Here is a 13,560-nt window from a genome sequence, read left to right as displayed (position 1 = left end):
ATGTACGCGGGCCGCCCGGTGGGCGGCCCGTTCTCGTATCAGGGCAGCGCGGCGACCAGCGCCACCCACTCGCTGACCACCGCCGCCAGCGCCGTGCGCTTGGCCTCGACATCGGCCATCGTGTCGAACCGTGCCAGGCGGCGATCCTTGTAGTCACCCTCAAGCAAGCCGCGCCGATCGTCGATCATCAGCCCGCCAGGGAACACCAGCACCAGCTGAACGAAGCCGGTCTGCCGCAGGTTGAACGCCGCCATGTCGTGCCTGCCGAGGTAATAGCTCGGCGCGTTCCACTTGACCCGCTCGCCCAGTTCCGGCCCCGCCGCCCTGACGATGCGGCGCAGCGCGTCGATCTCGGCCTTCAGCGGATGGTCGAGCGCTGCCATCAGCGCCACGACCTGTTCCGCGTCGGCGGGTTTCACCGGTGGTGTTCCGCAGTGATCCAACGCACCGTCTGGCTCCACGAGCGCATCACGACCGTGTTGGTGCGCACTGAGTTCTTGCCATAGCGGACGCCGCTCAAGAGGCTGCCGTCGGTGACGCCAGTTGCGGCGAACAGCACGTCGCCCGAGGCCAGCTCGTTGGTGCGATATTTCCGGTTCGGATCGGTGATCCCCATCTTCAGCGCCCGGGCCCGCTTCTCGTCGGTGTCGAGGATCAGTTTCCCCTGCATCTGGCCGCCGATGCAGCGGAGTGCCGCCGCCGCCAGTACGCCTTCAGGTGCGCCGCCGGACCCGAGATAGATGTCGATGCCGGTATCCTCGGTGTTCACCGCATGGATGATGCCGGCGATGTCGCCGTCGGAGATCAGCTTGATGGCGACCCCCGCGGTGCGCAGGTCATCGATCAGCCCGGCATGGCGCGGACGATCCAGCACGCAGGCCGTGATTTCGCTGACCGGTACGCCCTTGGCCTTGGCCAGCGCCTTCACGTTGACCATGGCGCTCTGGTCGAGGTCGACCACGCCCTCGGGGTAACCGGCGCCGATGGCGATCTTGTGCATGTAGACGTCGGGAGCATTCAGCAGCCCGCCGCGCTCAGCCATGGCCAGCACGCAGATCGAATCGGGCTGGTTCTTGGCGCACAGCGTCGTGCCTTCCAGCGGGTCGACGGCGATATCGACCTCGGGGCCGTCGCCGGCACCCACTTCCTCGCCGATGAACAGCATCGGCGCTTCGTCGCGCTCGCCCTCACCGATGACGATGCGGCCGTGGATGTGCACGTTGCCCATCTCGCCACGCATCGCTTCGACGGCAGCAGCATCGGCCGCCTTTTCGTCGCCCTTGCCGCGCCACTGGGCGGCGGCGAGCGCCGCGGCCTCGGTGACGCGCACCAGTTCGAGGGTGAGCGAACGGTCGATCGCCGCCTGCCGGTCGGTATCGGACTTGCTGAGCTTCATGAGCACTCCCTGCCTCCGCCGCAGGGAGGCTTCACTAGAGTTGTTCGATCCGGATCATCTGCGGATCGCCGACGATGAAGCCATCGCCCTTGATCGCCTGCAAGGCGTCACGGACGGTCTGCTCCATGGTGGAGTGCGTGAGCAGCACCACCGTACGGGATTCGGTCCCCGTCACGCCCGGCTCGCTAACACGCAAATCCGGACGCTGGATGACGCTTTCGAGCGAAATGCCCGCGGCACCCATGCGAGTAGCAATAGCGGCAAACGCGCCGGGCACATCCCTGACATTTAGTCGGATGTAGTAACCGCCCTCGTGCTCGCGGATCGGCGCGCGGCGATAGGGCGTCAGTTCCGCCACCGGCACCCCGAGCGGCGGCACTCGCGTGCCGCGGGCAATGTCGAGGATGTCCGATAGCACGGACGACGCGGTCGGCGGGCCACCGGCGCCGGGGCCGGCGAGCAGCAGCTCGTGCACGTGGTCGGTCTCGAGCGCCACGGCGTTCAGCACGCCATCGACGCCGGCGATGGCCGAGGTCTTGGGCACCAGCGTCGGGTGCACGCGCTGGTCGATGCCGTCGGCGGAACGCTGCGCGATGCCGAGCAGCTTGATCTTGTAGCCGAGATCGCCGGCCACCTTGATGTCGGCCTGGCTGATCGAGGTGATACCCTCGACGAAGATCTCATCTGGCGCGATCTCGCAGCCGAAGCAGAGCGAGGCGAGGATGGCGAGCTTGTGGGCGGTATCGAAGCCGTCGACGTCAAAACTCGGATCGGCCTCGGCATAGCCGAGCTTCTGTGCATCGGCGAGGCACTCGGCAAAGCTGATGCCCTCATTGCCCATGCGGGTCAGGATGTAGTTGCAAGTGCCGTTCATGATGCCGTAGACGCGGGCGATACGGGCCGAGCCGAGCCCCTCGCGCAGCGTCTTGATCACCGGAATGCCGCCGGCCACCGCGGCCTCGAAGCCGAGCTGCGCGCCCGATTCCTCGGCGGCCTTCGCCAGATTGACGCCGTGCCGCGCCAGCAGCGCCTTGTTGGCCGTCACCACCGGGCGCCCGATCTCCAGCGCCGCCTTCACCGCTGCCAGAGCCGGCCCGTCTTCGCCGCCGATCAGCTCGACGAACAGGTCGATGCCGTCGGATTTGGCGAGCGCCACCGGATCGTCGAACCACTCGAGGTTGGAGGCATCGATGCCGCGGTCGCGGCTGCGCGAGCGGGCGCAGACGGCCGTAACGGTGATCTTCCGCCCCAGCTTCCGCGTCAGCTCTTCGCCGTCTTTCTGGATGATCCGCACGAGCGTCGCACCGACATTGCCCAGCCCGGCAACGCCGATCCTGAGCGGCGCCTCGAGCGCCGCGTCCGCATGGTCCTGCATCGCCTTGAGAATGCGGGTGCGCGTATCGGAGCGCGGCTCACGGCCTTCCCTGAGGTCGAACACGAACAGCGGGTCACCCGCGATCGTCCGCCCGAAGCGGGTGGGTGTCCAATCGCGCGCAGCGATGAAGGCTTCAACGGACTGGCGGAAGGACTGGATATCGCTCATCAAAGACGCTCTCGGAGTTACCCGAGAGCTATGAATAGGAAAGACCCTATCCGTCAATAGGATTGATCACCTAGCTCACTTGCCAACGTGCCTGGCCGCCTCGGCGATCTTTTCGAAGTAGCGCGGCATGCCCCATTTGATCGACAGCGCGCTCGACGAGATCACCGCCATGTTGAGGATGCGGTCGTCCATCTTCACGTAGGCGCCGCTCCTCACCTGCGGCGCGCTGTCGATGTACGGCCGGGCGAAGAACTCGTCGGCGAGTTCTGGTGAGTTGAAGAAGCCGATGAGGATATCGGCTGGGATCTGGTCGAAGTTCTCGTAGCTGAGGGGGTACCAGAAGCCTTGCGGAGCACCCGCCGCGTCCGGCCGCGGCGGGATCACGAGGCCTGCCAGCGCCAGCAGCTTGGCGCGGGCATCGTCGGCAGAGTGGATGGCGGCGGCGCCGTTGTAGTCGATGAGCGTCACGGCGCTCTTGCCCGCCAGGGCCGGGTACTTGGCCGCTTCGTCGCGGATGAACTGCTCAAGCTCGGCGACCAGCGTCGCCGCCTCGGCGGATTTGCCCATCGCCTCACCGGAAATGGTGATCACCTGTTGCCAGGTCGCCGTCCACGGTGTCTCCGGATACGGCACCACCGGCGCGATCTGGCTCAGCAGCTTGTACTCGTCTTCGGTGATCCCCGAGTAGACCGCGAGGATCAGGTCGGGCTTCAGCGCCGCGATCTTCTCGATGGGCGCGCCGGCGCTGTCGTCGAAGGTGGTCGGCATCGCCCCTCCGGCCTTGGCGATCCCCTCTTCCACCCACGGCACGATATCCTTGTCGAAACCAGCGGAGCGGAAACTCGGGAAGCCCACGGGCACGGTGCCCAGTGCGATCGCCGCGTCCGTGGAGGACCAGCCGAGCGTCACGATGCGCTGCGGCGCGGCGGGGATCACGGTCTCGCCGAGGGCATGCTTGATGGTGACCGGGAAGGCCTGAGCGAAGGCCGGCGAAGCCAGCAGCGCGATGACCAGCGCCGCGGCGAGGTTGAGCAGTTTCGGCATGATCGATCTCACTTCTTGGCGTTGCGGGCGGCCGCAGCGATGATTTCGGCGTAGTGCGGGAAGCCCCAGCGCAGCGACAGCGCGCTCGGGGGTGAAACGGCGGCGACATACTCGATGCCGATGAGCGAGGCGGAAGCGCCCTTCTGGTACTGCGGCTGGCTGTGCGCATAGGGCTTCGAAAAGAACTCGTCCGAGGCCGCTTGCGTCTCGTAATAGGTGATGAGGATGTCGCTCTTCAGCTGGTCGAACAGCTCGTAGCTCAGCGGGTAGTAGAACGAACCGTCCTTGGGAGAGAGCTCGGTGACGCTTGGCGCCAGCACCAGCCCGATATCGGTGAGGAACTTCATGCGCGCATCGAGCGCGTCGTAGACGGCGATGGAGCCATCGAAATCGTTCACCCCGGCAAAGGTGGTGCCGGCGATCTCGGGATACTTGGCCGCCTCGTCGGCGACGAACTTCAACGTGTCGGCGACCACCTGCTCAGCTTCCACCGGCTTGCCGACGATCCGGCCGACGGTGCGCGTCACCTCCTGCCACGGCGTGCTCCACGGCTGGTCCGGATAGGCCACGGTCGGCGCGATCTGGCTCAGGCGGGCATAGTCTTCGGCCTTGATGCCGGAGAACACCGCGACGATCACGTCGGGCTTGGCCGCGGCGATCTGCTCAAACGGGATCTCCTGCGTGTCCGACAGCTGGATCGGGGTCGCAGCCCCGAGCTCCTTCAGCCGCTCCTCGACCCACGGATGCAGGCCGTTCTCGCCGCCGCCATAGGTGGAGAACGGCATGGCGACCGGCACCACGCCCAGCGCCAGCAACGCATCATGGTTGCCCCAGCCCCAGGTGACGACGCGCTCCGGCGCTTTCTCGATCATTGTCTCGCCGAAGGCGTGCTTGATGGTGACGGGGAAGGACTGGGCCGCGGCGGGCGCCACGGCGACGACCAGCAGCGTCAGGACGGCGAGAAGGTGGCGAAGCATGATGGACCCTTTGGTGAGAACCAAAAGCTGATAATCATAGTCATGTTAATGAGCAAGGGGTAAAGGCGACGCGTGTCTCTCGGACTCACCAGGTCATTCCCGCGAAAGCGAAACCTCTGTTTTGCACCCGAGGCGCCATCGCAAACGGAAATCCCCCGCTTTCGCGGGGATGACGCCGGTGGTGGGGGAAACGACGGCACAAAAACAAGCGGCCCGGTCAGTGACCGGGCCGCCGCAAACTCTCTGCCGTCCGCTTACTTCGCAGCGGTGATCGGCACCACGTTGCCGTGGGTCGGCTGGCCCGACAGGAACTTCTTGATGTTGCGCGCCGCCTGCCGGATGCGCTGCTCGTTCTCGACCAGCGCCAGGCGGATGTACTGGTCGCCGTACTCGCCGAAGCCGACGCCCGGGGCGACGGCGACGCCGGTCTCCTGGATCAGGAGCTTCGCAAACTCCAGCGAGCCCAGATGCGCGAACTGGTCGGGGATCGGGGCCCAGGCGAACATCGTCGCCTTGGGCGACGGGATGTTCCAGCCGGCGCGGCCGAAGCTCTCCACCATCACGTCGCGGCGGGTGCGATAGACGTTGCGCACTTCATCGATGACGTCGTCCGAGCCGTTCAGCGCCGCGGCAGCCGCTACCTGGATCGGGGTGAACGCGCCGTAGTCGAGATACGACTTCACCCGGGTCAGCGCTGCGATCAGCCGCTCGTTGCCGACGGCAAAGCCGACGCGCCAGCCGGGCATCGAGTAGGTCTTGGACATCGAGGTGAACTCGACGGTGATGTCCATCGCGCCTTCGACCTGCAGCACCGAAGGCGGCACTTCGTCATCGAAATAGATTTCGGAGTAGGCGAGATCGGAGAGGATGAAGATCGAGTGCTCGCGGCAGTACTTGACCACTTCCTTGTAGAAATCCAGCGACGCCGTGTAGGCGGTCGGGTTGGCCGGGTAGTTGAGGATCAGCGCGATGGGTTTTGGGATCGAGTGCCGCACGGCGCGATCGAGCGCGCGCATAAAATTCTCGTCCGGCTCGGCCGGCATGGAGCGGACCACGCCGCCCGACATGATGAAGCCGAAGGCGTGGATCGGATAGGTCGGGTTCGGCACCAGCACCACGTCGCCCGGGGCGGTGATCGCCGCCGCCATATTGGCGAAGCCTTCCTTCGAGCCCAGCGTCGCCACCACCTGCGTATTTGCGTCCACCTTCACGCCGAAGCGGCGGCCATAATAGCTCGCCTGGGCCTTGCGAAGACCCGGGATGCCCTTCGACGACGAATAGCGGTGGGTGCGCGGGTCCTTTACCGTCTCCTGCAGCTTTTCAACGATGTGCTGCGGCGTAGGCATGTCGGGGTTGCCCATGCCCAGGTCGATGATGTCCACACCGCTGGCGCGGAGCCGGGCCTTGATCGGATCGATGTGCGCGAAGACGTAGGGCGGAAGGCGGCGGATGCGGTGGAAATCTTCGTTCATTGGAACCTCGGTGACCCGCGACGCACCCGTGGTGCCCGCAACGCCTTCAGTGAGGCGCCGATTATCGCGGAATTATGGTTTTGACTCGGTTAAGCCGCGTGTGCGGCAGGCTCGTTCGGTTCCGCTCTCCCCAGCCGCATTGCGGCGCTCGGGGAGAGCTAGCGAGCGGGGGCGCTAGCGCATGCGGCCGCACCGGCAAAACCGGCGGCTGCAATTAGCGCTGCTACTCCCTGAGTCATGTCCAAAACCCTGAGCGAGGATTGCGGAGCTTTAGTGGCCGAGACGGGCGGAGGTCAAGTGCGCTCTGACGCCCCCATGCCCCTCACCGGCAAGTATCTCAGGAACTGGTCGGTGCTGGCGCCCCAGGAGAACTGCTCGGCGTAGTCCCGGCAGCCATCGCGAGGGATATCGAGCGCCTTGATCGCCGCCGCCTTGAGGTCGTGGTCCAGCACGCCAACCGGCGCGTCGCCGATCACATCGATCGGGCCGGTCACCGGGAACGCCGCGACCGGCGTGCCGCTGGCCAGCGCCTCGAGCAGTACGAGGCCGAAGGTGTCGGTCTTGGACGGAAACACGAACACGTCGGCCGAAGCAAACAGCCGCGCCAGTTCCTCGCCCTGCTTGGGGCCCGCGAACACCACATCGGGGTATTCCGCCTTGAGCTTTTCGAGGCTGGGCCCGCCGCCTACCACCAGTTTGGTCCCAGGCAGGTCGAGCGCCACGAAGGCCTCGATGTTCTTTTCCACCGCCACGCGCCCGACATAGAGGAACACCGGTCCATCCCAGGCCAGGGGCTCACGGCGGGCGGGGTTGAACAGCTCGGTGTCGACGCCCTTCTGCCAGATCACCGCGTTGGTGAAGCCGCGCTGCTCAAGCAGCGTCTTCAAATGCGGCGTCCCCACGAGACAGTACTTCGCCGCGCCATGGAACCAGCGCAGGAACCGGTAGCTCCAGCGCAGGGGCACCGGCAGCCGGGCCCGCAGGTACTCAGGGAACTGCGTGTGATAGGCGGAAGAGAACGCGAAACCGTTCCGCCGGCACCAGCGCCGCGCCATGATGCCGAGCGGCCCCTCGGTCGCAATGTGAATCGCATCCGGTGCCGCCGCCTCGATCCGCGCGTAGACCGGCTTCATCAGCGTCCGGCTCAGCCGAATCTCGCCATAGCCCGGCATCGGGAAGGTCTTGAATTCGTTCGGCGTCAGCAGTTTGACGGTGATGCCGCGCTTTTCCATCTCTCGCGCCACCAGCTCGATCGAGCGCACCACCCCGTTGATCTGTGGGTGCCAGGCGTCGGTGACGATGAGAACGGTCTTGGGCTGCGGCATTGGCTGCTCGTCTGAACGCGGCAATGCGTATCTTGGACGGACGGTGCTCGCAAGCGGCCGTAGTTGCGGTCCATGCCCAAGCCACTCTACGCTGGTCCGGATCGGAGCATCCATGCGTATGCCTTTCTCGACTGGACTGGGCTGGTTGCGCTACCGCCCGGCTCCCACTCGCCCAAGCGAAGCGGATGCGGCGCTGGTGCGCGACTTCCTCGAGAGCGGCATCGAAGCGGAGCAACGCTACGAGACGCTGTTCCACTACTTCGTCGATGGCTTCCTCGCCGCCGCGACGCCCGATTTCGAGCGCGCCCAGTATCGCGGCAGGGGTAGCCGGCACGGCTATCGCGTCGCTGGAGTCGAAGGGTTTGCGCGAACCGCCCCGCTCTTTGCTGCCTGGATTGCCGGCGGCCGCAGCCCGGTGATTTCCGGCCTGCCGAGCGGTCGCGGCGTCGACCTCGCCCAGATGCTCGCCTCCGGGCTCACGGCCGGAGCCGATCCGGCGCATCCCGCCTACTGGAGCGATCCCTACGACTGGGCCCAGGTTCTGGTCGAGGCCAGCGACATCGCCATCACGCTGTGGATCGGGCGGGACACCATCTGGCCGATGCTCGATGCCCGGACACAATCCAACCTCCTCACCTGGCTGCGCCGTGCGGCTGCCTCGGATCGGCCGGTCAACAACTGGCTGCTGTTCGGCGCCACTTGCGAGGCCGTCGTCGCCGCGCTCGAAGGGCGGACCGTTACGGCGCTCCCGGACTACGAGAGGTTCAAGCCACACTATCTCGCCCATGGCTGGTTCTCGGATTCGGCGACCCACCGGGTGGTCGACTGCTACAATGTCTGGGGCATCACCTATCAGCTGGCATTCCTGCATCTGATGCACCCCGACTACGACGCCGAGTTCATGCGCAGCGCCGTCCTCGCCTCGGCCGACCTCACAGCGCATCTGATCAGCTCGCAAGGCATCCCGATCATGGGACGGAGCGTCTGCTATCGCACGGCCGCCAGTGCTCCCCTGTCGGTCGCCACGCTGCTTGATCCGAGCCCTCGCCGGCTCGGCCTGTCGCGTCGGGCCAACGACTGCGTCTGGCGATACTTCCTTGCCCATGGCGCGGCGCGCGACGGCACCCTGACCCAGGGCTATTTCGGCGACGATCCGCGGCTCCTCGACAGCTACTCCGGCCCGGGTAGCAGCCATTGGGGCTTACGCTCGGTGATCCCGACGCTGCTGCATCCGCCGGGTTCAGCATACTGGACCGCTCCTGAGCAGCCGCTGCCGGTCGAGGTTGGGGACTACCGGCTGGACCTGCCCGAACTCGGCTGGGTCATCGAAGGGGAGAAGACCTCAGGCGATATCCGAATCGTCATTCCCGAGAACAGGGGCAATCGCCCTGCCCTTCGGCCCTACAGCTGGAAGCACCGGATGCGGGAGCTGCTGCGCGAACGGGCACAGCGACCGAACAACCACGCCGCCGCCTACGACGCCGAGGTCTACTCGGCGCTCGATCCCTACCCGCTGAAGCGGTAGCCAGAAAAGAAAAGGCCCGCCGAAGCGGGCCTTTCCGGAATTCTGAGAACTCGAAGCTTAGCGCTTGGAGAACTGGAAGGAACGACGGGCCTTGGCCTTGCCGTACTTCTTGCGCTCGACCACGCGGCTGTCGCGGGTGAGGAAACCGCCGGCCTTCAGCACGCCGCGCAGCTCGGGCTCGAAATAGGTGAGCGCCTTGGAGATGCCGTGACGCACCGCACCGGCCTGGCCGGAGAGACCGCCGCCGGAAACCGTGGCGACGATGTCGTACTGGTCCTTGCGGGCCGCGGCGACGATCGGCTGCTGCAGCACCATCTGGAGCACCGGACGGGCGAAGAAGGCGTTGAACTCCTTGCCGTTGACGGTGATCTTGCCGTTACCCGGCTTCACCCAGACGCGGGCAATGGCGTTCTTGCGCTTGCCGGTGGCATAGGCACGGCCCTGCGCGTCGAGCTTCTGGACATGCACCGGCGCGTCGTTGACGACGGCGGCGACCGAAGCGGTGCCCAGGTCTTCGAGCGAATTGATGGTCTCGGCCATTACTTGGCCCTCACATTCTTGGAGTTGAACGAAGCGACGTCGAGCTTCACGGGCGCCTGAGCCTCATGCGGGTGGGTCTCACCGGCATAAACCCGCAGGTTGCCGTACTGCTTGCGGCCGAGCGGGCCTTCCGGGATCATGCGGCGGACGGCGTTCTCGAGCACGCGCTCGGGGAAACGGCCTTCCAGCAGCTGGCGCTGCGTACGGTCCTTGATACCGCCGGGATAACCGGTGTGCCAGAAGAACCGGCGCTGATCGAGCTTCTTGCCGGTCAGCTTCACCTTGTCGGCATTGATCACGACGACGTGGTCGCCGGTATCCATGTGCGGGGTGTAGGTCGGCAGGTGCTTGCCGCGCAGACGCATGGCGATGATGGAGGCGACGCGGCCAACCACCAGATCCTTGGCGTCGATCAGGATCCACTTCTTCTGGATCTCGTCCGGCTTCGCCGTGTAGGTGCTCATTTCGTTTTCCTTGAAAGCGGACAGAGAGACCCCTGCCCCGTATTCGTGGCGCGGATATACGGACGCGACAGGAAAGCGTCAAGTGGAAAGATTTAGCGCTGTATTTTCAATGGTTTGCGCTGTTGGTATTATGATACCACATGCTAGGTAATTGATTTTGCTCACTCTACACCACTCCACTGGCCGTCATCCCGGCGAAAGCCGGGACCCACTGCTCGAAAGTCGGAACGGCACTGCCCTTTACGGTCTGTCACAGCAAGGTCGGAGAGGCCTGTCCGCCTGAGACCGGCGAGCACTGGGTCCAGGCTTTCGCCGGGATGACGGCCAGTGGGGAGGCAACTACGAGTGGACTAAGCTCGCCGCGGCGTCGCATCAGCGAGATACGCCGTCACCGCCCCAGCCAGCATGAAGGCCAGCGCCTGGTGGCCAAGTGCCAGCGAGATCGGCACCATGTTGAGCAGCGTCGCAATCCCGAGCGCCACCTGCAGCAAGATCAGCGCCGAAATGCGGGGCAGCCAGCCGTGTACGCCGCCGAAGCCGCCGCGCCGCGATTGCCGCCACAGCAGCCAACCGGCATAGAGCACCACCGCATAGGCGATCATCCGGTGGCTGAACTGCACGGTCAGCGTGTTCTCGAACAGGTTCTTCCAGAACGGGTCTATGGCGTCCAACCCCTGCGGGATCAGCGCTCCATCCATCAACGGCCAGGTGTTGTAGCCCATGCCGGCATCGAGCCCGGCCACGAAGGCGCCCGCCGCGATCTGGACCAGGATCAGCAGCAACAGGAGCCACACCGGCCAACCCGTGGGGGTGGCAGCCTTGGCAGGCTCAAGCCGCCGCGCCACCCAGATCAGCGCGATGAACAGCAGCGCCGCCGCGCTAAGGTGCGCCGCCAGCCGGTACTGCGAAACCGAGGTCAGCTCCGACAGGCCCGACGAGACCATCCACCAGCCGAGAAAGCCCTGGAAGCCCCCAAGCACGAACAGCCCGGCGAGCGGGGCCGCGAGGCTCCAGGTGAAGCGCTTCTGGAACAGGAACACCAGGAACGGCACCGCGAAGGCCAGCCCGATGAAACGGCCAAGGAAGCGGTGCGCCCACTCCCACCAGAAGATCGACTTGAAGTCCTCGATCCCCATCCAGGAGTTCTGGACCCCCTGCGGGATCTGCTTGTAGGCCTCGAACTCGGCCTGCCAGTCGGCATCGGACAGCGGCGGAATGGTGCCGGAAACCGGCTTCCATGAGGTGATCGAAAGCCCCGACTCGGTCAGCCGCGTCGCGCCGCCCACCACCACCATGGTCAGCACCAGGAGCGCCACCAGGTAGAGCCAGATCCGGACCGGCTTCAGCCGATCGCGGGTGGATACTGCTGCTGTGGCAGTTTGTTCGGTTGCGCTGAGGGCCAAGATGGGTTCCTTTCGCCCCGAACTACTCCCGGCGGCGGCCGTCTGACAATGGCCGCGATGCCGCATCCCGACCCAGGAAAGCCATGACCCAGTCCACCCGCAAGCTCCTCGGCACCATCCTGATCCTGCTTTCGCTGCTCGTCTGGTCGGTGCTCGGCATGTGGATCTACATGAGCCTCCTCGGCGCCGCCGTATGGTGGCTGCTCATCGGCTTCTTCGCCGTAATGGGCATGGGCTGGTTCTTCCCCGCGACCTGGATCATCCGCTGGATGGCCAAGCCGGATTGACCATGGCTCGTCACCCGTGACCGAAGAACGCTCCGTAGGTCAACAAACCGGCAATTAGGATTCCAAGGGGATACGAAAAGAACAGTTGGTTCTCTACGCTAACCTCTTTGGATCCACCCTCCTCGCCATGGTACATTCCGGTCTTGATGATGTCTTTGTACTCGTCCCGGCGGGTGAAATAGACCACCAGACCCCATATCCATCTAGATACAAGCACTATCGTCATCAGGCCGAACAGAAATCCCACGTTCCGTCTCCAACGATATACTCCAGGGGTCGGTAGCGCCTCGCTTACTCCCAGCGCACCTTGGCGCCGAGAGCGCTGAGCTTTTCGACGAAGTGCGGATAGGCCCGCCGGATCGGGTCAGCGTTCTTGATGCGCGACTCGCCGGGGATCTGGATCGCCGCCAGGAGCAGCGCCACCACCACCCGGATGATGTACGGCGCCTCGACCGTCGCCGGCCGCAGCGGATTGCCGCCGAAGACAACGAGCCGGTGCGGGTCGGACAGGTGCACCCGGGCGCCGAATTTCAGCAGCTCCGCGCTCCAGCCCAGCGCCCCCTCATAGACCTTGTTCCAGAACATGATGTCGCCGGTGCAACCGACCGAGATGCCGATGGCATGCGGCAGGAGGTCCGCCGGGAAATACGGCCAGGGTGCCGCCTCGATCTTGGGCAGCATCTCGGCGGTGTAGGGCTCGGTCACCTTGCGGGTCCAGCCGGTCGCAGTGACCTTCCCCTCGCCCACCTCGAACTCCAGCCCGAGCTTGCCGAACTGGCGGAGGATCAGCGTCAGCTGCGGGCCCATGTCGGTCTCGACCGTCAGCCGGCCACCGGTAACCGCGCCGATGGCGAGGAAGGTCGCCACTTCGTGGTGGTCATCGGGAACCCGTGCCGTCGTGCCCGACAGCTTGCCCACACCGCGCACGGTCAGCCGCGAGGTGCCGATGCCGTCAATATCGGCGCCCATCGCCGCCAGCATGTCGCACAGCGCCTGCACATGCGGCTCCGACGCCGCGTTGTTCATGGTGGAGGTGCCCTTGGCGAGCGCCGCGATCATGACGAAGGTCTCGGTGGCGGTTACCGACGCGTAGTCGGGCCACATATCTGTGCCGCGGATCTCGTTGCGCCGTTCGACACGGAACGGATGCGTGCCGGCGATAGTGCCACCGAAGCGCTCGAGGATCTCGAGATGCGGGTCGATCTCACGTACGCCGAGTGCGCAGCCCTTGGCCTCGGTGTCGAAAATCAGGTGGTCGCTGCGCAGCAGCACCGGCGCCAGCAGCAGCACGGCGGCGCGGATGCCCACCGGCAGCTCGGCGTCGCTCGTCGCGAAGGCCTTGAAGTCGTGCTGGATGGTCAGCGTCCGCGCCTCGAGGCTGCGCTCTACACGAGAGCCCTTGGTGCGGAAATACTCGACCAGCTTGTCGATATCGCTGATCTCGGGGACGTTGCTCAGCGTCACTTCCTCGTCGGTCAGCAAGGTGGCGCAGAGCATGGGGAGCACCGCGTTCTTGTTGCCGGACGGACGGATGGTGCCCGAAACCGGGTGCGCGCCGTCGACGATGAGGTCTGCCATGAAAGC

At 65.5% G+C, this 13,560-nt stretch carries 13 protein-coding genes; 2 read left to right on the top strand and 11 right to left on the bottom strand.

What is annotated here, in order from left to right:
* Positions 1 to 38: 38 nt before the first annotated feature.
* From AC1DV8_RS11115 to AC1DV8_RS11085, 7 genes are all read right to left on the bottom strand, one after another.
* Entirely contained in the window at positions 39 to 419 is a 381-nt protein-coding gene (locus AC1DV8_RS11115) for a DUF1801 domain-containing protein (protein ID WP_477157510.1), read from the bottom strand.
* Positions 416 to 1,396 carry a class II fructose-bisphosphatase gene (gene glpX, locus AC1DV8_RS11110; RefSeq protein WP_477151141.1) on the bottom strand — a complete coding sequence of 327 codons (981 nt, stop codon included), beginning with the start codon at positions 1,394 to 1,396 and terminating at the stop codon, positions 416 to 418. The genes AC1DV8_RS11115 and glpX overlap by 4 nt, the downstream gene beginning before the upstream one ends.
* Before the next feature lie 34 nt (positions 1,397 to 1,430).
* A complete protein-coding gene (locus tag AC1DV8_RS11105) occupies positions 1,431 to 2,771 on the bottom strand; it encodes a homoserine dehydrogenase (RefSeq protein ID WP_477151213.1) in 1,341 nt (446 codons plus the stop codon).
* A gap of 243 nt (positions 2,772 to 3,014) precedes the next feature.
* A complete protein-coding gene (locus AC1DV8_RS11100; RefSeq protein WP_477157509.1) occupies positions 3,015 to 3,983 on the bottom strand; it encodes an iron-siderophore ABC transporter substrate-binding protein in 969 nt (322 codons plus the stop codon).
* 8 nt (positions 3,984 to 3,991) lie between these two features.
* A complete protein-coding gene (locus AC1DV8_RS11095; RefSeq protein WP_477157508.1) occupies positions 3,992 to 4,960 on the bottom strand; it encodes an iron-siderophore ABC transporter substrate-binding protein in 969 nt (322 codons plus the stop codon).
* A gap of 254 nt (positions 4,961 to 5,214) precedes the next feature.
* Positions 5,215 to 6,432: an LL-diaminopimelate aminotransferase gene (locus AC1DV8_RS11090; protein WP_477151144.1), complete on the bottom strand. Its 1,218-nt coding sequence runs from the start codon at positions 6,430 to 6,432 to the stop codon at positions 5,215 to 5,217.
* Positions 6,433 to 6,725: 293 nt separating this feature from the next.
* Complete coding sequence (locus tag AC1DV8_RS11085) at positions 6,726 to 7,757, bottom strand: glycosyltransferase family 4 protein (RefSeq protein WP_477157507.1); 1,032 nt, start codon at positions 7,755 to 7,757, stop codon at positions 6,726 to 6,728.
* A gap of 112 nt (positions 7,758 to 7,869) precedes the next feature.
* Between AC1DV8_RS11085 and AC1DV8_RS11080 the strand changes: the two genes are divergently transcribed.
* The gene (locus AC1DV8_RS11080) at positions 7,870 to 9,282 is read left to right on the top strand and encodes a DUF2264 domain-containing protein (RefSeq protein WP_477157506.1); all 1,413 of its coding nucleotides are present in this window, start codon (positions 7,870 to 7,872) and stop codon (positions 9,280 to 9,282) included.
* 57 nt (positions 9,283 to 9,339) lie between these two features.
* Here AC1DV8_RS11080 and rpsI read toward each other — a convergent pair whose 3' ends face one another.
* From rpsI to AC1DV8_RS11065, 3 genes are all read right to left on the bottom strand, one after another.
* Entirely contained in the window at positions 9,340 to 9,822 is a 483-nt protein-coding gene (gene rpsI / locus AC1DV8_RS11075; protein WP_477151147.1) for a 30S ribosomal protein S9, read from the bottom strand.
* A complete protein-coding gene (rplM, locus tag AC1DV8_RS11070) occupies positions 9,822 to 10,286 on the bottom strand; it encodes a 50S ribosomal protein L13 (RefSeq protein ID WP_477151148.1) in 465 nt (154 codons plus the stop codon). Before rplM ends, rpsI begins: the two co-directional genes overlap by 1 nt.
* A gap of 350 nt (positions 10,287 to 10,636) precedes the next feature.
* Entirely contained in the window at positions 10,637 to 11,689 is a 1,053-nt protein-coding gene (locus tag AC1DV8_RS11065) for a COX15/CtaA family protein (protein WP_477157505.1), read from the bottom strand.
* A gap of 83 nt (positions 11,690 to 11,772) precedes the next feature.
* Between AC1DV8_RS11065 and AC1DV8_RS11060 the strand changes: the two genes are divergently transcribed.
* Positions 11,773 to 11,976 carry a DUF2842 domain-containing protein gene (locus tag AC1DV8_RS11060; RefSeq protein WP_477157504.1) on the top strand — a complete coding sequence of 68 codons (204 nt, stop codon included), beginning with the start codon at positions 11,773 to 11,775 and terminating at the stop codon, positions 11,974 to 11,976.
* Positions 11,977 to 12,267: 291 nt separating this feature from the next.
* On the opposite strand, the gene AC1DV8_RS11055 is transcribed toward AC1DV8_RS11060, so the two are convergent.
* A complete protein-coding gene (locus AC1DV8_RS11055) occupies positions 12,268 to 13,554 on the bottom strand; it encodes a UDP-N-acetylglucosamine 1-carboxyvinyltransferase (RefSeq protein ID WP_477151151.1) in 1,287 nt (428 codons plus the stop codon).
* Positions 13,555 to 13,560 lie beyond the last annotated feature (6 nt).

The sequence above is a fragment of the Devosia sp. P3_B2 genome (assembly GCF_056402875.1).
Note: the sequence above shows the minus strand (reverse complement) of the source record. Positions and strands in the feature narration are given on the sequence as shown.